The following is a 24,146-nucleotide window of genomic DNA, read 5'->3' as shown; positions in this document are numbered from 1 at the left end:
ATGAAAAATTTGCCAATAGCGCGGGTTGCTGGCTGCGTTTTGCGTCTTGTGCTCTATCTATAGCGACAATGCCCGCTTTGCTGGTGGCTTTGTGCCCCCACGTTTCTCTGAATGACGCACGGATGCACGATGAAAGTATTGGATTTGCATTGTGACAATGGCCATGTCTTTGAAGGTTGGTTTGCCTCCATGGAGGATTACCAGGGGCAGGCGCAGCGTGGTGTGCTGCAATGCCCGATGTGTGGCAGCTCGCAAGTGCAAAAGGCGCTGAGCGCGCCGCATGTCAAGGCCAAAAGCAATCGTAGCGCTGGGGCTAAGGAGGCGGATGCGAGTGGTGCCGATGAGGAGCGGCAGGCGCGCTGGTTGGCGCACATGCGGCAAATGGTGCGTGAGGGTGAAAACGTCGGCGAGCGTTTTGCTCAGGAAGCGCGGCGTATCCATGAAGGAAATGCGCCCGAGCGCCTCATCCACGGCAAAGCGAGTGGGCAGGAAGTGCTGGAGTTGCTGCAAGAGGGTATTCCAGTGTTACCCTTGCCCCCCGCCATCACGGAGCCTTTGCAATAAAGTGTCGCTTAGGCTCTGGCGCGTCATCCCATTTCACAACAAAAGCCCCACCGCATTGCGCGCTTGCCTTGGTTGGCTCCCTGTGGAGCTGGCGCTTTGCATGCCTATAACGTGCAGAAGTGGGGCCAAGCCTTTTAAACCCATACCAATCACCATGCCCCAGGATGCAGCGCTTTTCATCAAGAGATGGCTTCGTCAGCCTCGCAAAATTGCAGCCGTAGCGCCTTCGGGCAAAGCGCTGGCCGAACTCATTACCAGTGAAATTGGCCCAGAGAGCGGCCCGATTCTGGAGCTGGGGCCAGGCACGGGGGTGTTTACGCGGGCAATGCTCAATCGCGGCGTGCCGCAACAGGCCATTACGGTGGTGGAGCTGGATGCGACGTTTGCCAAACTGCTCCAAATGCGCCATCCCGGCCTGCACGTATTGCAAGTGGATGCGGCAACTTTAGAGAATCAACGCTTGTTTGATGGCAGGCCCGCCGGGGCGGTTGTGTGCGGCCTGGGGCTGCTCAATATGCCCGAGGATGTGGTGCGGCGCATTTTGCAAGGCGCGTTTCACCACCTGGGCGATGGCGGCAGTTTTTTTCTTTTCACTTATGGATCGCGCTGCCCGGTGCCCCCGGGCATGTTGGAGGCGCTGCATTTACGTGCGGAACTCAAAGGCAAGACGTGGCGCAATATCCCGCCTGCGTCGGTGTATCGGATTTCCCGCAAGCCTGGCTTGGTGATAGTGCGCCGATGATTTTTAAATCAAAGGATAAAAAATAACCCCATTATGGCAACTGAGTCATAATGGGGTTTTTCTATTGATTTGGAATGTATTTACCGTTTGCGTGCGCCGCCAACCCAGCCAGCGATGCTGTAGCACACGATGGTTGTGCCGATCCAGCCCAGCACGTACACCAGCCCGATAACCAGCCAGTCGATGGCGCCGCCCGGGTTGGTGCTGCCCGAAGATGCCACTTGGAACATCAAGGCCACAGCCAATGCGCCACCGATGATGCCCAAAAATTGGCATACCACCAGGCGAGCGGGGGCCAGGCCTTCGCGCAGCAGCAGCCACAAGAAGGCCACGGTGCCCAGAATGCTGATGACAGGCAAGGCAATCAGCAAGGGCGTGCCCAGCATTTCCTGCAGCACGGCCAGCAGGGAGGAAAAGTCCAGCTCTTTCATGTGTTCATCTCCTTGTGTGAGCGCGCTCAGACGTGGCCGCGCAGCATACTGATGTAGGTGGGTTTGAGGGCGGTGGTCTTGAGCACCCAGCTGGCCCAAAGCTCCTCCAGCGGCGCGATGACGCCAGGGAAGGAGGGCATCAGGTTGTTCTGGTAGTCGAACTCCACCAACATGGCGCGGCCCAGGCGCGTCACCAGCGGGCAGGAGGTGTAGCCGGTGTAGAGGGCATTGCTGGTTTTGCCAGCGATCTCTGCCAGCACGTGATCGACTGCCACGGGCACTTGCCATTTGACGCTGGCGGCCGTCTTGCCCTTGGGCACGCCGGCGATGTCGCCCACACCGAAGACGTTGGGGTAGCGCACGTGGCGCAGCGTGCCCTTGTCCACTTCCATCCAGCCATCCTTGGCCCATTTGCCTTCCTGCCAGGGCAGGGGGCTGTTGCGCACGGCGTCGGGCGCCTTCATCGGCGGGATGACGTTGATGAAGTCGTATTGCAGCTCGGTCGTGCCCTCGGTGGTGTTGAAGGTGGCGATGCGGCGGCCCGGGTCGATGGATTTGAGCGAGCGCTCGTAATTGACCTGCACGCCGCGCTCCTGGAACAGCATGCGCACTTTTTCAGCCACCACGGGCACGCTGAACAAGGCCTTGCTGTGGGCGTTGTAAATCAGTTGCGAGCGCCCGCGCACGCCACGGCGGCTGAGGTAGTCCTCCACCAGGAAGGTGTATTTCAGCGGCGCGCCCGCGCACTTCATTTCGGAGGCTGGGCGCAGGAACACGCCCACGCCGCCTTTTTGCGTGAAGCGGTCCATCTCGCGCCAGGTGGCAAATGCACCTTGCGGGCTGTGGTAGATGCTGCCGATGCCTTCGCGGCCGATCAGGCTCTCGTCCATGCCCTCGATGGCGGCGTAGTCCAGCACCAGGCCAGTGGTAACGAACAGGAAGTCATAAGCAAAGCTCTTGCCCGAATCGGTCACCACGCGCTTGCCTTCAGGGTCGATTTCACTTACGCGCTCGGGGACCCACTCTACGCCTTGCGGGATGTACTCGGCGGTGGTGGAGATGGGGTAGTCCTCTGGCTTGATGCCTGCTGCCACCAACGTATAGCCGGGTTGGTACAGGTGCTGCTTGCGCGGATCGATGATGGTGATTTTGGCGCCATCGAGCGCGGCCGCCAGGCGCGAAGCGCTGGCCAAGCCGGCAGCGCCTGCGCCGGCAATGACGATTCGAGCGCTGGTCTTGATTTTGGCCGGTGCGGCTTGGGTATTGCTGGCTGGCAGCATAGCCAAACCTGCGCCAGCCACGCCAAGCGACAGCAGCTCGCGGCGGCTGAGGGCGGGAGGGGTTTTGATGCTCATGAATCAAGTCTCCTTGGTTGGTGTGTTACTGAATGGAAATGCGCCCCTAGTGGAGTTTTGCGCAGCAAGCACGCAAAAGCCCGGGAGAAAGAAAAACGTTAGCGGCAGTCAGCCGTTTTTAGGTGGGAATTGGCGATACCACAGCCCGTACACGGAGCATGCAGCGCAAAAGCCCATACTCCAATCCAGTGCTGTCAAGACCAGAATGGCGATGCAGGGCACTTGCCACAAAGGGCTTTGGACCGCGAAGGCCAGCACCAGCGCCACGGCGCTGGCCAGAAACAGCATTTTGTTGGCAAACATCTTGGCGCCTGCATTTTCTTTTTTGCCGCCCCAGCCGCGCGCCTCGAAAAGTTTGGCCCAGACGACATGGCTTGGGCATTTGTAATGGCCAAAGAAGCCGCGCACAAAGCCTTGCACCAGGGGGATGAGCAGCAGCCACGGCGTCCACACCAAGGCGGCGGCGCTGACGAGAAAGCTGATGAAAGACTCCCAGCGCGTGACGTGGGACCAGACGGGCGGAAGATCAAAACGGAGCATGGCGGCTTGAAGGCATGGGCAAATCCTGCGGCACTTGTGTGTACATGTGCAGACACAACTTGACGCAGGATGAATTGATATTACACGCATTTTTAACAATTGAGACGGCTGCATCGGCAGCAAAACCTATTTGCGGCAGGCCGGTGGGAATCGGGGGGCTTTTGCGTTCAATGGCCTGTGCGCTGGGCTATCATCGGCGGCAAGAAAGGAGTGAAACGCGCATGTTTCCTGAATACCGTGATCTGATTACCCGCCTGAAAACCGAAGGCACCAACGCCCGCTTTTTGAATTTGTTTGAAAAGCACAATGATCTGGATCACCAGATCAAGAGGCTTGAAGATATGGATGCTGGCGGCATCCATACCGAAATTGAAACGCTGAAGAAAGAAAAACTGCTCATCAAAGATGAGTTGTACGCGATCTTGCGTCGTGAGGCGGAAGCCAGCGGCGAGCAGTGAACAATGGCTTGAAGCCCACTGAGACCATGAAAAGGAACGCATCCCAACAGGTGGCGTTCCTTTTTTTATGCGCGCTGGGATGGCGTTGAGCGTGTGGCTGGCGACGAGCTGACGCAACGCCGCCAGCCAGTGCGGTAATGGGGGCTTGCATGGAAGGCAGGGCAGTATGTGGGATCGGATCAGGCAGTGGCTGGGCGGCGCAAGCGCAGGCGGAGCAGCCGCGCGTGCGCAGCAGGCGCTGTCAAGCAGCGAGCAGCAGGCATTGGCCGCACAACTGGCACAGTTGCCTGCCATGGTGCAAGCGGGCGCGCAAGGCTTGCGGCAGCAGGCGGTGGTGGTGTTCGACCTGGAGACAACGGGGCTGGACCTCAAGCGCGACACCATCTTGTCCATCGGTGGCGTGCGCCTGGAGCCAGATGCCGGCGGCCAGGGCTTGGGCATTGCGCTGGGACAAACGTGGGAGCGCGTGCTGGCAGTGCAGGTGCAGCTCAAGCCCGATAGCCAGTTATTCCACGGCATGACGCAAGCCGATCTGGCCCAGGGGCAAGACCCGCACCAGGCGTTGCTGGAATTGCTCGATTGGGGGCAAGATGCAGTTTGGCTGGCTTGGCACGCCTGGTTTGACGAAACGATGCTGCACCGCGCCGCGCAGCAGTGGCTGGGGCTGACGGCGCAGGGCGGGCGCTTGCCCAAGGTGTACGACCTGGCGCATGCCATGCCGCTGTTGTTCCCCGAGCATGCCGCGCTGGGCACCGATCTGGATGCGTGGCTGCGCGCCTTGCGCCTGGGCAATAGCGAGCGCCACCATGCCGTGGCCGATGCGATGGCCACCGCCGAATTGGCATTGGTCGCACTGGCCAGGGCGCAGGCGCTGGGCATGGCAACCTGGGGCGAACTCATCGCCGCCATGGCCCGCGCAGAGCAACAGCGGCACGCGCAACAGCATGCAGGTCTTTGAATTTGCAATTCAAAAAGAAATAAAATAATGCTATTTTGGCATGATAGTATTTGGTTGAATTTTATTTTGATTTAAAAACAGCTATTTCATCAAAGTGTCGCTTTCAGCCCAAATCCCAGGCAGCCTATTCATACAATGGCGGGCAGCACAGTTTGAGAAAAAACCATGAACAGCATCCCGTGGGAAGACCCTGAACGCCGCATCTGTTTTGACGCCTGGTTCGCCGCCCAGGCGGCTGCCCACGGCCTCGATGCCAGCACCTTGAAGCTGGCCAGCGCCGACGCCAGCTTTCGGCGTTACCTGCGCGTGCACGACCGGCAGGGCCAAAGCCGCATCATCATGGACGCCCCGCCGGACAAAGAGCCGCTGGCGGCCTTTTTGCACATCGACCAGCTTTTGCAGCAAGCGGGCTTGCCCGTGCCGGACATCCTGGCCGCTGACGTGCCAAACGGCTTCCTCCTCATGAACGACCTGGGCCGTCAAACCGCGTTGCAATATCTGCTGGCCACTGCGCAAGACGCCCCCAACGGCGGCGAAGACACCGCCCGGCGCGCCCAGCCGCTGATGGTGCAGGCGCTGGATTGGCTCATCGCCATGCAAACTCGCGTTCCCGCACAGTCGGTGCCCGCCTACGACGCCGACAAGCTGCACCAGGAGCTGAGGCTTTTCGAGCAGTGGTACCTGGGCCAACACCGCCGGGCCGAACTCAGCGCCAGCCAAACCCAATGCCTGCACCAGAGCTTTGAGCTCATCGTGGCGCGCAGCTTGGCCGTGCCGCAAGTCTTCGTCCACCGCGATTACATGCTACGCAACCTGATGGTGCAGCCCGATACGGCGGGGCAGGGCGCGCGCCTGAGCGGCCTGCTGGATTTCCAGGACGCGCTGCATGGCCCCATCACCTATGACCTGGCCAGCTTGCTGCGCGACGCCTTCCACAGTTGGGAGGAGGACTTCGTGCTCGACATCGCCGTGCGTTACTGGGAGCGCGCCCGCAAAGCCGGATTGTTGGCCAACGCCCCCGAACTGGAGCGCGATTTCGGCGAGTTCTACCGCGCGGTGGAATGGATGGGCCTGCAGCGCCATCTGAAAGTGGCGGGCATTTTTGCGCGCCTGACGCTGCGCGATGGCAAGCCCCAATACTTGGCTGATGCGCCGCGCTTTATCCACTACATCCGCAGCACCGCCAGCCGCTACCGCGAGCTGCGCCCGCTGCTGCGCCTGATCGACGAAGTGGAGCAAACACCCCAGAGCGAGGCCTTCTCCTTTGGCCGCATGTGATGCTGCCGCCGCGCCTCGCTTTCTGCCCTTGTAGGAAACCACCGCTATGACCCAAGCCGCCAACCCCTACCAGGCCTCCATCACGCCTGAGCTGAAAACCTGGATCGCCGCGCAGGCCAAGGCGGGCGTTTCCGCGCCCAAGGTGCTGCAAGCCATGCTGGATGCAGGCTGGCATGAAGAAGTGGCGCTGGCCGCGCTGGAGACCGTGCTCGGCATCGATCTCGCCGCGCTGCAAGCCGTGCTGGAGCAAGCGCTAGGCCCCGCAGGCGCGGCGGCCCGATCGGCTGAGCGCTTGCCGCGCGCCGTCGCCACGCCAGAGATTGCGCTGGACAACCACCCCGCCTGGATCGACGTGGGCGACCGCCAGGTGCGCGTGCTCATGCACCTGCGCCTGCCGCGCGTGGTCGTGCTCGACGGCCTGCTCACGCCCGCCGAGTGCGATGAAATCATCACGCTGGCCAAGCCGCACATGCGCCGCTCCCTCACCGTGGATAACCAAAGCGAGGAGGGTGGCGACTCCCTCAACGCCAGCCGCACCAGCGACGGCATGTTTTTCGATCGCGGCCAGGCCCCCGTCATCAGCGCGCTGGAGGCGCGTATCAGCCGCCTGCTCAATTGGCCGGTGGAAAACGGCGAGGGCCTGCAAGTGCTGCGCTACGGGCCGGGTGCGGAATATCGCCCCCATTACGACTACTTCGAGCTGGGCCAGCCCAGCACCGAGGCGCTGCTCAGCCGCGGCGGCCAGCGCGTGGGAACCCTGCTGATCTACCTCAACACCCCGCCCGAAGGCGGCGGCACCACCTTCCCCGACGCCGGGCTGGAAATCACCGCCCAGCAAGGCATGGCCGTTTTTTTCAGCTACGACCGTGCCCACCCCAGCACCCTCTCGCTGCATGGCGGCGCGCCCGTCATATCCGGCGAAAAATGGGTCGCCACCAAATGGCTGCGCGAGCGGGTTTTTCAGTAACCAATGCTGCGAATGGGCAGGCACCGCGCACCCTAATCGCGTTACCATCAGAGCCCGTCGCGCGCCCGGTGCGCGAGGCGTATGTTTTCACTCCAAGGAGCGCGGGCCGTCGTTGGCGGCCCGTACTCGCAAAACCATCGAAGCAGGAATTTCCATGAGCATGAAGCTGATTACCGCCGTCATCAAACCCTTCAAACTCGATGAGGTGCGCGAAGCCCTGGCCGAAGCAGGTATTACGGGCCTGACGGTCTCTGAAGTCAAAGGCTTTGGCCGCCAAAAAGGCCATACCGAGCTGTACCGTGGCGCCGAATACGTGGTGGACTTTTTGCCCAAAGTCAAAATCGAAATCGCCGTCAAAAGCGAAGTCGTGGAAACCTGCGTGGAGGCCATCACCAAGGCCGCGCGCACCGGCAAAATCGGCGACGGCAAAATTTTCATCACCCCGCTGGAGCAAGTCATCCGCATCCGCACCGGCGAGCAAAACGGCGACGCCGTGTGATGGCATCTGGAGCAAAAACATCGGGCCTTTCACAGGCCCGATGTTTTTGCCACGGCCGCCTTCCCCGCAGAAAACATCGCCTACAGCCATTTCATGGCTATATTGCAGATCATAAGAAAAGGCGATTGTTTATAAAATTGCCGAAATAGGGTGATTTTGTTGCTTTTTGAAATATAAAAATTGCGCTTCCCCACAGCGCTTTCACCAGGAGAGTCCCGCCATGACATTGCCCAGCAAAGTCCAGATCATCGACGTCGGCCCGCGCGATGGTTTGCAAAACGAAAAACAACCTGTGCCCGCCGCCATCAAGATCGAGCTGGTGCACAAGCTGCAAGAGGCGGGCTTGCAGGAAATCGAAGTCACCAGCTTCGTCAGCCCCAAATGGGTGCCGCAAATGGGCGACAACGCCGAAGTCATGGCCGGCATCGCCCGCAAGGCCGGCGTGCGCTACAGCGTGCTCACCCCCAACATGAAAGGTTTTGAAGCGGCGCTGCCCACGCGGCCTGACGAAATCGTCGTCTTTGGCTCGGCCAGCGAGGCTTTCAGCCAGAAGAACATCAACTGCTCCATTGCCGAGAGCATCGAGCGCTTCGCCCCGGTGGTTCAGGCCGCCCTGGCCCAAGGCATGGCCGTGCGCGGCGCCATGAGCTGCACCGTCGGTTGCCCCTACGAAGGCGATATCGCCCCCGAAAAAGTAGCCTACCTGGCTAGCCTGATGAAAGAAATTGGCGTGCAGCGCGTGGACGTGGCCGACACCATCGGCGTGGGCACGCCGCGCAAGGTGCAGGCCGCCATCGAGGCGACGCTGGGCTATTACGACATTGCACACATCAGCGGCCACTTCCACGACACCTACGGCCAGGCTCTGGCCAATACCTTGGCGGCGATGGAGGTGGGGGTGAGCAACTTCCAATCCTCCGTCGCTGGCCTGGGCGGTTGCCCTTACGCCAAGGGCGCCACGGGCAACGTTGCCACGGAAGATGTGGTGTATATGCTGCACGGCATGGATATCGAAACGGGCATCGATCTGGACAAGCTCGTGGACGCAGGCCAATTCATCAGCGAGCATCTGGGCCGCAAAAACCAATCCCGCGTGGCGGTGGCGCTGCTCAATAAGCGCGCGGGTTGAAGGGGTGATGGTTGGAGCCTGAGCATTTTGAGGGCTGAGGGCCAATGCGCTTGTTTGGCGGTTGGCAAATCTCTCGCTTGATCCGCCTTCGCCACCCATACCAATACCAACGCAAACGGCCGCATCAAGCGGCCGTTTGTATTGGTGTTCTATACAAATCAAGGTAAATGGAACAATAGACCCATCATGCCAATAAGGGGTTATTTTATTTCCTTTTGATTTGTATTTTGGTGGTGTTTAACCCACCCACTTGCGCGCGTTGCGCCACAGGCGGACCCAGGGGCTGTGGGCGCCCAGGCCGCCGGTGGCGGCCAGATCCGTCCAGCTCATCTGGGCGTTGCGGAAGACGCGCTCGGGGTGGGGCATCATGGCCGTGAAGCGCCCGTCGGCGGTGGTGACGGCGGTCAGGCCGCCGGGGCTGCCGTTGGGGTTGGCGGGGTAGCGCTCGGTGGGCTGGCCCAGGTGATCGACGTAGCGCATGGCGGCGATGGCAGCGCTGGCGTCGCCCTGGCGGCTGAAGTTGGCAAAGCCTTCGCCGTGGGCGACGACGACGGGCAGGCGGCTGCCAGCCATGCCTTGCAGGAACAGGCTGGGGCTGTCCAGCACCTCGACTTGCGAGAGGCGCGCCTCGAAGCGCTCGCTGCGGTTGGTGGTAAAGCGCGGCCAGGCCCCTGCGCCGGGGATGATGCTCGCCAGCTCGGCGAACATCTGGCAGCCGTTGCACACGCCCAGGCCGAAGCTGTCGCCACGGGCGAAGAATTGCTGGAATTGCTCCAGCAGCGCGGGGTTGAAGGTGATGGAGCGCGCCCAGCCTACGCCCGCGCCCAGGGTGTCGCCGTAGCTGAAGCCGCCGCAGGCGACCAAGCCCTGAAATTGCGCCAGGTTTTCGCGCCCGGCCTGCAAGTCGCTCATGTGCACGTCGATGGCGTCAAAGCCCGCTTCGCTGAAGGCGTAGGCCATTTCGACGTGGGAGTTGACGCCCTGCTCGCGCAGGATGGCCACGCGCGGGCGAGCCTGACCGATGAAGGGGGCGGCCACGTCCTCGGCCGGATCGAAGCTCAGATGCACATGCAGGCCGGGGTCGTCCATTTGGCCCGCGCTGGCGTGTTCTTCATCGGCGCAGGCGGGGTTGTCGCGCTCGCGGGCGATTTGCCAGCTCACGCTGTCCCAGACCTGGTAGAGGTCGAACAGGTCGGCGGCAAAGACTTTTTGCGTGTCGCGCCAGATTTGCAGCTGGCCTTTGCCATCTTCCAGCGGGGCCTGCGCGGGGCGGGTTTTGCCGATGTAGTGGCTGTGCTTGGACAGGCCGTGCGCGCGCAGCGTTTGCATGACGGCGTCGCGCTCGGCGGTGCGCACTTGCAGCACTACGCCCGGCTCCTCGTTGAACAGGGCTTTGAGGGTGAGTTCTTCGCGGCGTGCGCTGATTTGCTGCGCCCAGTTCTTGGCGTCGCCGTATTCGGCGCGGCTGTCGCTGATGCCGTCGCCTTCGGTGACGAGCAAGTCCACATTCAGCGCCACGCCCACGCGCCCGGCAAAGGCCATTTCGGCCACGGTGGCCAACAGGCCGCCGTCGCTGCGGTCGTGGTAGGCCAGCAGCTTGCCTTCGCGGCGCAGTTGGTTGACGGCATCGACCAGGCGCACCAGGTCTTGCGCGTCGTCCAGATCGGCGGTGGCGCCGCCCTCCTGGCCCAGCACCTGCGCCAGCATGGAGCCGCCCATGCGCATCTGGCCGCGGCCCAGGTCGATGAGGATGAGGGTGGTGTCGGCCTCGTCGCGATTGAGTTGCGGCGTGAGCGTGTCGGTGATGTCGGGCAGGGTGCAAAAGGCGCTGGCGATCAGCGTCACGGGCGAGGTGACCTTGCGTGGCTGGCCTTCGTGCTGCCAGACGGTGCGCATGGACAGGCTGTCCTTGCCCACGGGGATGGAAATGCCCAGCGCCGGGCACAGCTCCAGGCCGACGGCGCGCACGGTGGCGTACAGGTCGGCGTCCTCGCCCGGCTCGCCGCAGGCGGCCATCCAGTTGGCCGAGAGCTTGACGCGCGCCAGCTCAATGGGCGCGGCCAGCAGGTTGGTGATGGCCTCGGCAATGGCCAGGCGGCCCGAGGCCGGGGCGTTGAGGGCGGCTACCGGGCTGCGCTCGCCCATGCTCATGGCTTCGCCCGCCAGCCCTTTGAAATCGGCCAGGGTGACGGCGCAATCGGCCACCGGCACTTGCCAGGGGCCGACCATTTGGTCGCGGTGCGTGAGGCCGCCCACGGCGCGGTCGCCAATGGTGATGAGAAAGCGCTTGCTGGCCACGGTGGGGTGGCTGAGCACGCCGATGATGGCCTCTTGCAGACCCACGCCGGTGACATCCAGCGGCTGGGGCGTGCGCGCCACGCTGCGCACGTCGCGGTGCATCTTGGGCGGTTTGCCCAGCAGCACGTCCATGGGCATGTCCACGGGGTGCGGGGCGGTGGTGGCTTCGGTGGCGTCGTCGCCCTCGGTCACGCGCAGCTCGCGCGCTTCGGTGGTCACGCCCACCACGGCAAATGGGCAGCGCTCGCGCGCGCACAGCGCCTCAAAACGCGCCAGCGCCTCGGGGGCGATGGCCATGACGTAGCGCTCCTGGCTTTCGTTGCTCCAGATCTCCTTGGGCGAGAGGCCGCTTTCCTCCAGCGGCACGGCGCGCAAATCAAAGCGCGCGCCCCGCCCGGCGTCGTTGACCAGCTCGGGGAAGGCGTTGGACAAGCCGCCCGCGCCCACGTCGTGGATGGCCAGGATGGGGTTGTCCTGGCCCAATTGCCAGCATTGGTTGATGACTTCCTGCGCGCGGCGCTCAATCTCGGGGTTGCCGCGCTGCACGGAGTCAAAGTCCAGATCGGCCGCGTTCACGCCGCTGGCCAGCGAGCTGGCCGCGCCGCCGCCCATGCCGATGCGCATGCCCGGACCGCCCAGTTGCACCAGCAGCGTGCCAGCGGGGAATTGCACTTTCTTGACCTGCGTGGCATCGATCTGCCCCAGGCCGCCGGCGATCATGATGGGCTTGTGAAAGCCGCGCTGCACGCCCGCGACTTCTTGCTCGTATTCACGGAAATAACCGGCCAGGTTGGGGCGGCCAAACTCGTTGTTGAAGGCCGCGCCGCCCAGCGGGCCTTCGGTCATGATCTCCAGCGGGCTGGCCATGTGGGCGGGCTTGCCGCCGGGCTGCTCGCTCAGCCCGCCCCAGAGCTTGGAGACGGTAAAGCCTGTCAGCCCCGCCTTGGGCCGCGCGCCACGGCCGGTGGCGCCTTCGTCGCGGATTTCGCCGCCCGCGCCGGTGGCCGCGCCGGGGAAGGGCGAGATGGCCGTGGGGTGGTTGTGCGTCTCCACCTTCATCAGCACGTCGTGGCGGGCCGGCTCGCGCACGTACTGGCGCGGGGCCTGGGCGTCGCCGGCGCGGGCGACGAAGCGCTCGATGGCATGGCCTTCCATCACCGAGGCGTTGTCGGCATAGGCCACGACGGTGTGCTGCGGCGCCATCTGGTGCGTGTGGCGGATCATGCCGAACAGGCTTTTGTCCTGGCGCTGGCCGTCAATGGTGAAGTCCGCGTTGAATATCTTGTGGCGGCAGTGCTCGCTGTTGGCCTGGGCGAACATCATCAGCTCCACATCCGTGGGGTTGCGGCCCAGTTGCGTGAAGGCGGCTACGAGGTAGTCGATCTCATCCTCGGCCAGTGCCAGGCCCCAGTCGCGGTTGGCCGCCTCCAGCGCCTGCTTGCCTTGCTCGGGGCCGCCGCTGAGCACGTCCACCGTTTGCAGCGGCGCGGCGGGCAGGCTGTCAAACAGTTGTCGGGCCTGGCTGGGGTGCGTCAGCACGGATTCGGTCATGCGGTCGTGCAGCAGGGCGGCGATGGCTTGCCACTGGGCTTGGCTCAAGGGCTGGCCGCCTGGCTGCACGTTGTAGGCCGTGGCGCGCTCGATGCGCACCAGGCCCGAGGATGCCGCCAGGCCGCAGTTGCGGGCGATGTCCGTCGCCTTGGAGGCCCAGGGGCTGACCGTGCCCACGCGCGGCGTGACCAGCCACAGCGGGGCGTGGGCGTCGCGGGTGGCGCTGGCAGTGTTGTCTGCGTTGCTGCTGGCGCTGCCTTGTTGGGCGTCCAGCAGGCGCTCCCACTGCGCCAGCGTCTGGGCGTCGGGCTGGGTTTGGCTGGCGATCAGGTAGAGGTGGCGCGCATCCAGCGCCTCAATGCCGGGGGCGATGGCTTGCAGTTGGGGCAGGAGTTTTTGGGCGCGAAAGGCGGAAAGGGCGGGTGCGCCCTCAAGCAGGGTGACGAACAGTGACACGGGGGAAATCCTGAAAAAGATGGCGGTGGGCAGGGCGCTTGCGGCTGGCGAAAGGGGCGGGCGCAGCCGCGTGAAACAAGAGGGCGCCGGGCCAGCGCGCATTTTAAGAGCCTGTCCAAAATCTCTACACGGCGCTCAAGAGAGCGGATGGGGGGACGGCCTGCGGCGTATGCCTTTCGGGCAGCCAGTGGCTGGCTTGGTGGGAGGGAGGCGGCGTCAAAGCTCTCTGAATGTGCTGATTGGGGATTTTTGTAAATCAATGGGAAAAATAATTTCCTTGTTTTGGCATGATGGGTATGGGTTTATTTTTCCTTGAAATATAAAAGGCGGCCCTGCATGCGCGGGCCGCCCGGTGGTGTCGAAGGTGGGCAGGGGCGGTGGGCTCAAGCCAGCTCGTAAATCTCGCGCAGCAAGGCTTTGTAGAAGCTGAAGGCTTCCAGCGCGCCTTTGAGGGCGGTTTCGCGGTTGAGGCCGCTGCTCATGTCCAGTTGGTTGAGCTGGTCGGTGAATTCGCGCCAGTGCTTGGCCCGGCCATCGGCGTGGGGGCGCAGGTGGCGCGCGCCGCGAGTTTCGTCAAAGCCCAGGTGTTTTTGCGCGTCCTTGAACAAAAACGCCGCGCCCAGGTTGGAGCCTTCGGCGCAGTACAGCCAGCCGATGGCTTCGGCCCCCTGGGGCTGGGGGATGGGTAGTTGCACGGGCTTTTCGGCTGCGCCCAAATCTTGCAAGTCCAGCAGCACGTCGTCGTAGCGGCGGCGCTCGGCGAGGCCGGGCATGCGGGCGTTGAGCTGCGGGTCTTGAAACAGCGGATCGACGATTTTGTGGAACACCGCCTGCAACTGCAAAAAGCGGATGTAGTTGGCGTTGTTCTCAAAGGGTTTGACGGACATGACCAGCGCATCCACGCTGTCGTGGGTGGCGCGGCTGTTTTCTTTTAGGTAGAGGTTGAAGGGCTGGGCTTGTTCCATGGCATTTCCTTTTGTTCTAGATCAAAGTAAATTCCATTTATTGACAGAATTGCCGAAACGAGGTTGTTTTATTTATTTTTGATTTATAAAAAGACGGCCTGGGAAGGCCGTCTGGTAGGGTTTACTGGTTCTTGAACTGCGCCGGGCGCTTGTTGACGAAGGCGTCCATGCCTTCCTTCTGGTCTTGCGTGGCAAACAGCGCGTGGAACAGGCGGCGCTCGAACATCACGCCGTCGGACAGGCCGCTTTCAAAGGCGCGGTTGACGGCTTCCTTGGCGGCGATGGCGGCGATGAGCGAGTAGCTGGAAATGGTCAGCGCCGCGCCCAGGGCTTCTTCCATCAGCTTGTCGGTGGGCACCACGCGGCTGACCAAGCCGGAGCGCTCGGCTTCCTGCGCGTCCATCATGCGGCCGGTGAGGTTCATGTCCATGGCCTTGGCCTTGCCCACGGCGCGCGGCAGGCGCTGCGTGCCGCCTGCGCCGGCGATCACGCCCAGCTTGATTTCGGGCTGGCCGAACTTGGCGTTTTCGGCGGCGATGATGAAGTCGCACATCATGGCCAGCTCGCAGCCGCCGCCCAGGGCGTAGCCGCTGACGGCGGCGATGACGGGCTTGCGCACGCTGCGGATGGTTTCCCAGTTGCGGGTGATGAAGTCGCCCTTGTAGGCGTCGATGAAGTTGTACTTGGCCATGGCCGTGATGTCGGCGCCGGCGGCAAAGGCTTTTTCGCTGCCGGTGACGATGATGCAGCCAATGCTGTCGTCGGCGTCAAAGGCCTTGAGGGCCTGGCCCAGCTCGGTCATGAGCTGGTCGTTCAAGGCGTTGAGGGCCTTGGGGCGGTTGAGAGTGATGATGCCGACTTTTTCCGCTTCGGTGCGTACTTCGATGGTTTCGTATGCCATGTGAAATCTCCTTTGAAGGTGTTATGAGAAGGGGGAGGGGTAAGGCCCCAAGGCCACAGCCTTGCCGATGCTAGCGCCCGCTGGGCCAGGCTCAGGCCAGCCAGGGGCAGGGAAAGTGCCAGGCAAGCCGCGCGGGCGGTCAGGCCGTTGTGGCACGGCGCGTGTGCCTGGGTGTTGTGCGCTGTGCGCGATCAGGCCACTTGCAGTGTGCCTTTGGCGGCCATGAGCAATTGCACCACTTCGGGGGCGGTGATGAAGCCAAAGCGCGGATCCATATCGGCTTCGCTCAGGCCGTTGTGCACCATGCAGGAGCGGCAGATCACCACGCGCCCGCCGCCGGCGAGGAATTTCTCCAGCAAATCGCTCACCGGCTCAAAGGGCTGGCCGATGTCCATGCCCTGGGTGGCGCCGGGTTTGCCCAGCGTGACCGCCTCCACCATGAGGATGAGCGTGGCGCTGTGGCCTTGCTGCACGGCATTGAGCGCCATGGTGAAGGCAACCGTGACTTTGTTGGGGTTGGATTGACCATCAAAAAGGGTAGAAACGAAATCGGTGGTTTGCATAGGCACTCCTGAGAGGGTGAGGGAAGGAAGGTGAGGAGACTCAAAACGCCCTATGGTATAGGCGGAAAGCACCTGTTTTTTCGTAGAAAATAGCGCATTGGCCCGCATTTGCGTCTTTGCGCGCACTCTTGAGCAGCGGTTGGCTCAAAGACGGCAAGACCGCGCGGGCGCTGCAACACCTCATCCACGGAGAAAAGCGTTGATTGTCTTCAAAGCTCCCCAGGACAAAGTCCTTTCGGTTCTGCAATCCATTGCGGGCATTGTGGAGCGTCGGCACACCCTGCCCATTCTGGCCAACGTGCTGCTGCGCAAGACGGGCAACATCTTGCAATTGACCACCAGCGATCTGGAGGTGCAAATCCGCACTACCGCCGATCTGGGCGGGGATGCTGCCGAAGACTTTGCCACCACCATCGGCGCGCGCAAGCTGATCGAGATTTTGCGAACCTTCCAGCCCGATCAGGTCGTGACGCTGGAGGCCGCACAGGAGCGCTTCATCCTCAAAGGCGGCAAAAGCCGCTTCACTCTGCAATCGCTGCCCGCCAGCGATTTCCCGCTGGTGCAGGAGTCGCCCAACTTCGGCCCGGCGTTTTCCATCCCGCAAGCCGTGCTCAAGCATTTGCTGGGCCAGGTGTCTTTCGCCATGGCGGTGCAGGACATCCGCTATTACCTCAACGGCATCTTGTTCGTGGCCGAAGGCCGCACGCTCAGCCTGGTGGCCACCGACGGCCACCGCCTGGCTTTTGCCAGCGCCACGCTGGACGCCGATGTGCCCAAGCAGGAAGTCATCCTGCCGCGCAAGACGGTGCTGGAGCTGCAACGCCTGTTGCGCGACGCGCGCAACGACCGCGGCGATGACGTGGCGATGATCCAATTCCAATTTGCCAACAACCAGGCCAAGCTCAGTTTCAACGGGCTGGAGTTCGTCACCAAGCTGGTGGAGGGCAAGTTCCCCGATTACAACCGCGTCATCCCCGTGGGCTACCGCCACAGCGTGACGCTGGGCCGCCAGGCCCTGCAAGCGAGCTTGCAGCGCATGACCATCATGACCAGCGACAAATTCAAGGGCGTTCGCCTGCATTTCGAGCCGGGCCTGCTGCGCATCAGCTCGGCCAACGCCGAGCAGGAGGAGGCGCAGGACGAGCTGGAAATCGATTACGGCGGCGAGAAGGTCGAATCCGGCTTTAACGTCAGCTATCTGCTGGATGTGCTCTCCAACATGCAGCAGGACATGGTCACCATCACCTTTGAAGATGGCAGCAGTTCGGCGCTGCTGAGCACGCCCGACGATGCCAACTTCAAATACGTGGTGATGCCGATGCGGATTTGAGGGGCCTGAGTAGGCCCTCTATCGCTGACAGGCGCTAAACAGGCTCTAATAAGCCGTGATGGCCTTGCAGAGATTTTGCCCAGGCTCTCAGCCCCCAAAACCCTCAAAAGGCGCCCTGCGCTTGGAGGGTTTTGGGGGCTGAGGCGTTGACAAGCAAGGCTGCGCCCTGGCGGGAGCAGCCCGCGTTTTGCAAGCCGCGTTTTGCAAACCGCGTTTTGGTGGTGCCTGAACTGCCCAGCGCCACCCGAAAACGAAAGAAAGCCGACATGACAGATTCCAACCGCTCCGATGCACCACCTTCTGACTTGCCCGAGGAGCGCCCCGCGCCCACCCAGGGCGAGCCGGCCGGCAGCGATTACGACGCCGGCGCGATCCAGATCCTCGAAGGGCTGGAGGCCGTGCGCAAGCGCCCGGGCATGTACATCGGCGACACCTCCGATGGCACGGGCCTGCACCACCTGGTGTTCGAGGTGGTGGACAACTCCATCGACGAGGCCCTGGCGGGCCACTGCGACGACATCCTCATCACCATCCACGGCGATGGCTCGCTGAGCGTGCAGGACAACGGCCGCGGCATCCCCACGGCCATCAAGATGGACGACAAGCACGAGCCCAAGCGCTCTGCCACCGAGATCGCGCTGACCGAGCTGCACGCCGGCGGCAAGTTCAACCAGAACAGCTACAAAGTCTCCGGCGGCCTGCACGGCGTGGGTGTGAGCTGCGTGAACGCGCTCTCCTCCTCGCTGACCGTCACCGTCTCGCGCGAGGGCGTGCAGCACGAGCTGAGCTTCTCGCGCGGCAAGCTGCTCGATCGGCAGATCGAAGTCGTCGATGGCGTGCAGGTCTCGCCCATGCGCATCATCGGCCCGGCCGAGCAGCGCGGCACGCGCGTGCATTTCCTGCCCGACACCGACATCTTTCAGCAGAACAACGAATTCCAGTACGAGGTGCTGGCCAAGCGCCTGCGCGAGCTGAGCTTTCTGAACAACGGCGTGCGCATCCGCCTGCTGGACGAGCGCACCGGCCAGGAGGACGACTTCGCCGGCAGCGGCGGCGTGCAGGGCTTTGTGGAGTTCATCAGCAAAGGCAAGCAGGTGCTGCACCCCACCACTTTCTATGCCAGCGGCAGCCGCCCGGCCGACAGCTACGGCGGCATCCCCGGCACGGAAATCGGCGTGGAAGTGGCCATGCAGTGGAACAGCAGCTACAACGAAACCGTGCTGTGCTTCACCAACAACATCCCGCAGCGCGACGGCGGCACGCACCTGACGGGCCTGCGCGCGGCCATGACCCGCGTCATCAACAAATACATCGAGGAAAACGGCCTGGCCAAGAAGGACAAGGTTGAAGTCAGCGGCGAGGACATGCGCGAAGGCCTGTGCTGCGTGCTCTCGGTCAAGGTGCCCGAGCCCAAGTTCAGCAGCCAGACCAAGGACAAGCTCGTCTCCAGCGAAGTGCGCGCCCCGGTGGAAGACATCGTGGCCCGCGCGCTGACCGACTTCCTGCTGGAAAAGCCCAACGACGCCAAGCTCATCTGCGGCAAGATCGTCGAGGCCGCCAAGGCCCGCGAAGCCGCGCGCAAGGCCCGCGAGATGACGCGCCGCAAGGGCGTGCTCGACGGCATGGGCCTGCCGGGCAAGCTGGCCGACTGCCAGGAGAAAGACCCCGCCCTGTGCGAGATCTACATCGTCGAGGGCGACAGCGCCGGCGGCAGCGCCAAGCAAGGGCGCGACCGCAAGTTCCAGGCCATCCTGCCGCTGCGCGGCAAGATCCTCAACGTCGAGAAAGCGCGCTACGAAAAGCTGCTCTCCAGCAACGAAATCCTCACCCTCATCACCGCCCTGGGCACCGGCATTGGCCGCACCGTGGGCGAGGACGGCAAGGGCGGCGCAGACGACTTCGACGCGGCCAAACTGCGCTACCACCGCATCATCATCATGACCGATGCCGATGTGGACGGCGCCCACATCCGCACCCTGCTGCTGACCTTCTTCTACCGCCAGATGCCCGAGCTGGTCGAGCGCGGCCACATCTACATCGCCCAACCGCCTCTGTACAAAGTCAAGGCCGGCAAGGAGGAGCTGTACCTCAAGGACGCCCAGGCGCTGGACCAGTTCCTCACCCGCATCGCGCTGCGCGACGCGCGCATCCTGCCGCGCGAAGGCGCCCAGCCCATTGAGGGCGAGGCGCTGGAGAAGCTGGCCGCCATCTACCAGAAGGCCCAGGGCGCCATCCTGCGCCTGTCCACCTACATGGACGGCCAGGCCTTGCAGGCCTTGGCCGACGGCGTGCCGCTGCGCGCCGACACCCTGGAGGACATGCAGCACACCGCCGCCGCGCTGCAACAGCATTTGAGCGACCGCACCCGCGTCACCGAGCAAGCGCAAGTCGAGGCCCTGATCGACCCGCGCACCGAAAAACCCGTGCTGCGCATCAGCCGCCGCCACCACGGCAACATCAAAAGCAGCCTCATCCCGCAGGACTTCGCCAAAAGCGCCGACTACCACACCCTGGCCCAGGCCGCCCAGGCCCTCAGCGGCATGCTGGGCGAAGGCGCCAAAGTGCAGCGCGGCGAGGGCGAGCGCATGAAAGAGCAGGAGGTGGCCAGCTTCCACCAGGCCATGCAATGGCTGCTGGCCGAGGCCGAGCGCACCACCAGCCGCCAGCGCTACAAGGGCCTGGGCGAAATGAACGCCGAACAGCTCTGGGAAACCACCATGGACCCCAGCGTGCGCCGCCTGCTGCGCGTGCAAATCCAGGACGCCATCGAGGCCGACCGCATCTTCACCATGCTCATGGGCGACGAGGTGGAGCCGCGCCGCGACTTCATCGAAGCCAACGCCCTGCGCGCGGCCAATATCGACGTGTGATGTTGAGGGGCGAGACGCACGGGGCTTGAGCCGCCGCTGCCGGGCCACAGGCGAGCGACGGCAAGCCCGTCCCCAAGCCCTTCTTCATCAAGCCACCGGCCTGCCTGCCTGCATGAATGTGGGTGGGCTGATTTTTTATCGATCAAAAGGAAATGAAATCACCCTGTTTCGGCATGGTGGTATTTGTTTTCAATTCACATTGATTTGTAAATTGAGCGAATGCCAAAAGGGGTCGTGCTAGGCGCTTGGCCCAGCGCCCCCCGCTGGATCGGGCGCGCCCAGGCGGTACTCGATCTCGCGGGCGCAGGCGCGCAAGCGCTGGGCGATGGGGCTGTCCCAGGCGGCATCGAAATCGTCCGCCGCGCCCATGGCGGTAATGGTCAGGGCCAGTTGGCCGCTGGCATCGTGCACCGGGGCGGAGAAGGCATTGACGCCGGGGATCGGGCTGCCCATCGCGCGCGCCAGCCGTTGGGTGCGAATCTCCTCCAGCAAAGCCTGCGCCTGTGCCCAGGTGCGCATGCCGCGAGCAGGGTCTGGCGTATGCCCCGCAGCAGCGGCGTAGGCAAAGGCCGCCAGCGTGGGCCGGGCGCTGGCGGTGGTGTGCGCTGAAGCATCGCCATCGCCGTGCGCGGGTTGCGTCTCGCGCCGCAGCAGCGGCTCAATGGTGCGGCCGGGCATGAAGGCGGCAAACACCCGCCCCGTGGCCGAGAGCAGCAGCGGCATCAGCACCGTGCCCGGGCGCATGTTGACGTGGATGGGGCGCTGGCCCTCTTCGATGTGGATCACCGTCGGCCCGAAGTTGCCCCACACCGCCACGGCGATGCTGAGCTGGCTTTCATCGGCCAGCAAGGCGGCCTGATGCGTGGCGATGCGCACGGGATCGAGGCCGCGCAGCGCGCTCAAGCCCAGTTGCAGGGCAAAGGGGCCGAGCCGATAGCGGCCGGTGCGGGCGTCTTGCTCGGCCAGGCCCAGTTTGACGAAGCTCACCAGATACGGATGCGCCTTGGCCGCAGGCATGTTGGCGGCGGCGGCCAGGTCTTTGAGCATCATCGGGCTGCCATGATCGGCCAGCGCTTGCAGCAAAGCGCCGCCCACTTCAATCGACTGGATGCCGCGCTGCTCGCTGGCGCGCGGGGAGGGGCTGTTGGGCATGGTGGAAAGGACGATGGAAATTCGTTATAAACAAATCGATTGACGATAGATTAATCGAAACCTAGAATGCCGCGGTCAATATGTTCCATTTATCTCACTGGAGACCCAAACGATGAGCGACAAGAAATTTGCCTCCCAGGCCGACCTGGAAGAAAAACAGATTAGCTGGGAAAAACTCTCGGACAACGCCTATGCCTACACCGCCGAGGGCGACCCCAACACCGGCGTCATCATTGGCGATGATGGCGTGATGATTGTGGATGCCACGGCCACGCCAGTGGCTGCGCAAGGGGTGATTGCCAAGGTGCGCGAGATCACCGACTTGCCCATCAAATACGTGGTGCTGACCCACTACCACGCCGTGCGCGTGCTGGGCGCATCGGGCTACCGCAGCGAGGGGCTGGAGCAAATCATTGCCAGCCACGACACTTACGACTTGATCGTCGAGCGCGGCCAGCAGGACATGGATTCGGAGATTGGCCGTTTCCCGCGCCTGTTTCAGGCCGTCGAAAGCGTGCCCGGCCTGACCTGGCCGACCATGACCTTCCAGGGCGAGATGACGTTGTGGCTGGGCAAGCTAGAAGTCAAGATCAAGCAAATCGGGCGCGGCCACACCAAAGGCGATGCTATTGTGTACCTGCCGTCGCAAAACATCTGCTTCTCGGGCGATTTGGTGGAGGCCGAGGCCGCTTGCTACACGGGCGATGCCTATCTGGCCGACTGGCCGCAAACGCTGGACAACCTGGAGGCCATGCGCTTTGACAAGCTCATCCCCGGTCGCGGCCCGGCGCTGATGACGCCCGAGCGCGTGCAAGCGGGCATCGACTACACGCGCGATTTCGTCTCCACCCTCTACCGCAGCGCCCAGGAAGCCGTGGCGCAAGGCATGGACTTGAAAGCCGCCATGGCGCATACGCGCCAGAACATGGATCCCAAGTTCGGCCACGTCTTCATCTACGAGCACTGCCTGCCCTTTGATGTGACGCGCGCTTTTGACGAAGCCAGCGGCATCCGCGATCCGCGCATCTGGACGGCCGAGCGCGATCAAGAGATGTGGCACGCGCTGCAAGCCTGAGTGCGGGATAAACAACAGGAGCTGCATCATGTTGAGCACCTTTGAATACCCCCAATTCGAGTACGTGCGCCCGCCCGAGCTGGAGCAGGGGCGCGATGGCCATTACCCCGTGGTGGTGGTGGGCGCAGGCCCGGTGGGCTTGTGCATGGCCATTGACTTGGCCCAGCAAGGCCAGCGCGTGCTGCTGATCGACAACGACGACACCGTCTCCATCGGCTCGCGCGGCGTGTGCTACGCCAAGCGCACGCTGGAGGTGCTCGATCGCCTGGGCTGCGGCGATGAAATGGTCGCCAAAGGTGTGTCGTGGAACGTCGGGCGCACGTTTTTCCGCGAGGAAGAAGTGTTCAACTTCCACCTCAGCCCCGAGCCGGACCACCAGCGCCCGGGCATGATCAACCTTCAGCAGTACTACCTGGAGGACTACCTGGTGCGCCGCGCGCGCCAACTGCCCAATCTGGAGCTGCGCTTCAAGAACAACGTCATCGCCGTCACGCCGGGCGAGCAGCAAGTGGCGCTGCGGGTGGAAACGCCCGATGGCGCCTACACCCTCAGCACCGACTGGCTGGTGGTGGCCGATGGCGCGCGCAGCCCCGTGCGCACCATGCTCGGGCTGGATATCGAAGGGCGCATCTTCATGGACCGCTTCCTGATTGCCGATGTGGTGATGAAGGCCGACTACCCCGCCGAGCGCTGGTTCTGGTTCGATCCGCCGTTTCACCCCAACCAGTCCGTGCTGCTGCACCGCCAGGCCGACAACGTCTGGCGCATCGACTTCCAGCTCGGCTGGGATGCCGATCCGGTCGAGGAGAAAAAGCCCGAAAACGTCATCCCCCGCATCCGCGCCATGCTGGGCGAAGGGCGTGAATTCGAGCTGGAGTGGGTCAGCGTTTACACCTTCCAATGCCGCCGCATGAACGACTTGCGCCACGGCCGCGTGCTATTTGTGGGCGATGCCGCGCACCAGGTCTCGCCCTTTGGCGCGCGTGGGGCCAACTCCGGCATTCAGGATACGGACAACCTGGCCTGGAAGCTCAAGCTGGTCATCGACGGCCACGCCCCCGCCACCTTGCTGGATACCTACACCGAGGAGCGCGGCTTTGCAGCGGACGAGAACATCATGAACTCCACCCGCTCCACCGACTTCATCACCCCCAAAAGCCGCGCCAGCCGCCACTTGCGCAACGCCGTGCTGGGCCTGGCGCAGCACTACCCCTTTGCGCGGGCGCTGGTCAACTCCGGGCGCCTCTCGGTGCCCAGTTATTTGACCGAATCGCGCCTGAACACGCCCGATGAAGACGCCTTCGCCGGCGTCATGGTGCCCGGCGCGCCCGCCGACGACGCCCCCGTGCAAACCAGCGCGGGCCCAAGCTGGCTGCTGCGCGCGTTGCAGCAAGGCTTTCACCTGCTGTATTACGTGGACGATGTGGCCGATATGACGCAGCAGCAGCTTGGCGCCTTGCGCGCCTTGGGCGAGCCGCGCGAAGGTACGGTGGCGATCGAGCCTATCGTCATCACAGGGCAGGGCGTGGAGCCATCCGTGGCGAATAGCGCCGCGCTGGCGGGCCTGCGCACGCTCGTCGATGCCAAAGGCCGCATCCGCGAGCGCTACGACCTGCAAAGCGGCAGTTGCTATTTGTTGCGCCCCGATCAGCACGTGGCCGCGCGCTGGCGCACGCTGGATGCACAGCGCGTGCGCGCCGCCCTGGCGCGTGCGTTGGGACAGTTTTGAAAGCAGAGGTTGATATGAGCTTGATTACCCAATCGAACTTTTCCGAAGCGGGCAAACCCTATTTCCGCGCTTTCAGCCCCGGCGATGATTTTTACGAGCTGCTGATCGACATGCACCGCGACCTCAGCGACGAGCAAAGCGAACAAGTCAACGCCCGGCTGATCTTGCTGCTGGCCAACCACATCGGCGACATCGCCGTGCTGCGCGAAGCCATGCGTATCGCGCGCGAAGGGGTGGAGTAAAGGCGTGACCTGCCTCCGGCGCATGAATAGGCGTTGGAGGCGGTTTTTGCAAATCAATAGTAAAAAAATCATGCCTATTTCGGCATGTTGGAT

Annotated in this window: 21 protein-coding genes; 13 read left to right on the top strand and 8 right to left on the bottom strand. The window is 63.2% G+C overall.

Annotated features, from left to right (window positions below):
- The first annotated feature begins 129 nt into the window (after nt 1-129).
- On the top strand, nt 130-564 hold the full coding sequence (locus tag EBQ26_RS03935) for a DUF1178 family protein (protein ID WP_122237734.1): 435 nt from the start codon (nt 130-132) through the stop codon (nt 562-564).
- 154 nt (nt 565-718) lie between these two features.
- Nucleotides 719-1,306 (top strand): class I SAM-dependent methyltransferase, encoded by a 588-nt coding sequence (locus EBQ26_RS03930; RefSeq protein WP_122237733.1) that lies wholly within the window; start codon nt 719-721, stop codon nt 1,304-1,306.
- Between the two features lie 80 nt (nt 1,307-1,386).
- Here the strand turns inward: EBQ26_RS03930 and EBQ26_RS03925 are convergent, their stop codons facing one another.
- The 3 genes from EBQ26_RS03925 to EBQ26_RS03915 form a co-directional block, all read right to left on the bottom strand.
- Nucleotides 1,387-1,737 carry a DUF5368 family protein gene (locus EBQ26_RS03925; protein ID WP_122237732.1) on the bottom strand — a complete coding sequence of 117 codons (351 nt, stop codon included), beginning with the start codon at nt 1,735-1,737 and terminating at the stop codon, nt 1,387-1,389.
- 26 nt (nt 1,738-1,763) lie between these two features.
- A complete protein-coding gene (locus EBQ26_RS03920; RefSeq protein WP_122237731.1) occupies nt 1,764-3,092 on the bottom strand; it encodes an NAD(P)/FAD-dependent oxidoreductase in 1,329 nt (442 codons plus the stop codon).
- 108 nt (nt 3,093-3,200) lie between these two features.
- A complete protein-coding gene (locus tag EBQ26_RS03915; protein ID WP_122248069.1) occupies nt 3,201-3,632 on the bottom strand; it encodes a DUF4395 family protein in 432 nt (143 codons plus the stop codon).
- A gap of 221 nt (nt 3,633-3,853) precedes the next feature.
- Between EBQ26_RS03915 and EBQ26_RS03910 the strand changes: the two genes are divergently transcribed.
- From EBQ26_RS03910 to EBQ26_RS03885, 6 genes are all read left to right on the top strand, one after another.
- Nucleotides 3,854-4,090, top strand: a complete 237-nt coding sequence (locus EBQ26_RS03910) for a DUF465 domain-containing protein (protein ID WP_122237861.1) — start codon at nt 3,854-3,856, stop codon at nt 4,088-4,090.
- 166 nt (nt 4,091-4,256) lie between these two features.
- Nucleotides 4,257-5,048: a 3'-5' exonuclease gene (locus EBQ26_RS03905; protein WP_122237729.1), complete on the top strand. Its 792-nt coding sequence runs from the start codon at nt 4,257-4,259 to the stop codon at nt 5,046-5,048.
- Between the two features lie 165 nt (nt 5,049-5,213).
- Complete coding sequence (locus EBQ26_RS03900) at nt 5,214-6,326, top strand: aminoglycoside phosphotransferase family protein (protein WP_122237728.1); 1,113 nt, start codon at nt 5,214-5,216, stop codon at nt 6,324-6,326.
- Nucleotides 6,327-6,372: 46 nt separating this feature from the next.
- Entirely contained in the window at nt 6,373-7,293 is a 921-nt protein-coding gene (locus EBQ26_RS03895; protein ID WP_122237727.1) for a 2OG-Fe(II) oxygenase, read from the top strand.
- A gap of 160 nt (nt 7,294-7,453) precedes the next feature.
- The gene (locus EBQ26_RS03890) at nt 7,454-7,792 is read left to right on the top strand and encodes a P-II family nitrogen regulator (RefSeq protein WP_122237860.1); all 339 of its coding nucleotides are present in this window, start codon (nt 7,454-7,456) and stop codon (nt 7,790-7,792) included.
- A gap of 220 nt (nt 7,793-8,012) precedes the next feature.
- Nucleotides 8,013-8,921, top strand: a complete 909-nt coding sequence (locus EBQ26_RS03885) for a hydroxymethylglutaryl-CoA lyase (RefSeq protein WP_122237726.1) — start codon at nt 8,013-8,015, stop codon at nt 8,919-8,921.
- Between the two features lie 237 nt (nt 8,922-9,158).
- Here the strand turns inward: EBQ26_RS03885 and purL are convergent, their stop codons facing one another.
- The 4 genes from purL to EBQ26_RS03865 all read right to left on the bottom strand — a co-directional run bounded on the left by purL (nt 9,159) and on the right by EBQ26_RS03865 (nt 15,655).
- A complete protein-coding gene (gene purL / locus EBQ26_RS03880; RefSeq protein ID WP_122237859.1) occupies nt 9,159-13,226 on the bottom strand; it encodes a phosphoribosylformylglycinamidine synthase in 4,068 nt (1,355 codons plus the stop codon).
- 383 nt (nt 13,227-13,609) lie between these two features.
- Nucleotides 13,610-14,191 carry a biliverdin-producing heme oxygenase gene (locus EBQ26_RS03875; RefSeq protein ID WP_122237725.1) on the bottom strand — a complete coding sequence of 194 codons (582 nt, stop codon included), beginning with the start codon at nt 14,189-14,191 and terminating at the stop codon, nt 13,610-13,612.
- 121 nt (nt 14,192-14,312) lie between these two features.
- A complete protein-coding gene (locus EBQ26_RS03870; RefSeq protein ID WP_122237724.1) occupies nt 14,313-15,092 on the bottom strand; it encodes an enoyl-CoA hydratase in 780 nt (259 codons plus the stop codon).
- A 191-nt stretch (nt 15,093-15,283) separates the two neighbouring features.
- A complete protein-coding gene (locus EBQ26_RS03865) occupies nt 15,284-15,655 on the bottom strand; it encodes a DsrE family protein (protein WP_122237723.1) in 372 nt (123 codons plus the stop codon).
- Between the two features lie 199 nt (nt 15,656-15,854).
- Here EBQ26_RS03865 and dnaN point away from each other — a divergent pair, with 199 nt between their 5' ends.
- Entirely contained in the window at nt 15,855-16,985 is a 1,131-nt protein-coding gene (dnaN, locus tag EBQ26_RS03860) for a DNA polymerase III subunit beta (RefSeq protein WP_122237722.1), read from the top strand.
- A gap of 266 nt (nt 16,986-17,251) precedes the next feature.
- Nucleotides 17,252-19,855, top strand: coding sequence for a DNA topoisomerase (ATP-hydrolyzing) subunit B (gyrB, locus tag EBQ26_RS03855; protein ID WP_122237858.1), 2,604 nt, complete (start codon nt 17,252-17,254; stop codon nt 19,853-19,855).
- Between the two features lie 237 nt (nt 19,856-20,092).
- Here gyrB and EBQ26_RS03850 read toward each other — a convergent pair whose 3' ends face one another.
- Nucleotides 20,093-21,007, bottom strand: a complete 915-nt coding sequence (locus tag EBQ26_RS03850) for an IclR family transcriptional regulator (protein WP_122237721.1) — start codon at nt 21,005-21,007, stop codon at nt 20,093-20,095.
- Between the two features lie 112 nt (nt 21,008-21,119).
- Between EBQ26_RS03850 and EBQ26_RS03845 the strand changes: the two genes are divergently transcribed.
- From EBQ26_RS03845 to EBQ26_RS03835, 3 genes are read left to right on the top strand one after another with little or no spacing between them, the layout of a single operon-like run.
- The gene (locus tag EBQ26_RS03845) at nt 21,120-22,082 is read left to right on the top strand and encodes an MBL fold metallo-hydrolase (protein ID WP_122237720.1); all 963 of its coding nucleotides are present in this window, start codon (nt 21,120-21,122) and stop codon (nt 22,080-22,082) included.
- A 28-nt stretch (nt 22,083-22,110) separates the two neighbouring features.
- Nucleotides 22,111-23,811: an FAD-dependent oxidoreductase gene (locus tag EBQ26_RS03840; protein ID WP_122237719.1), complete on the top strand. Its 1,701-nt coding sequence runs from the start codon at nt 22,111-22,113 to the stop codon at nt 23,809-23,811.
- A 14-nt stretch (nt 23,812-23,825) separates the two neighbouring features.
- Nucleotides 23,826-24,053: a DUF2783 domain-containing protein gene (locus tag EBQ26_RS03835; RefSeq protein WP_122237718.1), complete on the top strand. Its 228-nt coding sequence runs from the start codon at nt 23,826-23,828 to the stop codon at nt 24,051-24,053.
- Nucleotides 24,054-24,146: the final 93 nt, after the last annotated feature.

This window comes from Allofranklinella schreckenbergeri (assembly GCF_003703475.1).
GTDB lineage: Bacteria > Pseudomonadota > Gammaproteobacteria > Burkholderiales > Burkholderiaceae_C > Lampropedia > Lampropedia schreckenbergeri.
Note: the sequence above shows the minus strand (reverse complement) of the source record. Positions and strands in the feature narration are given on the sequence as shown.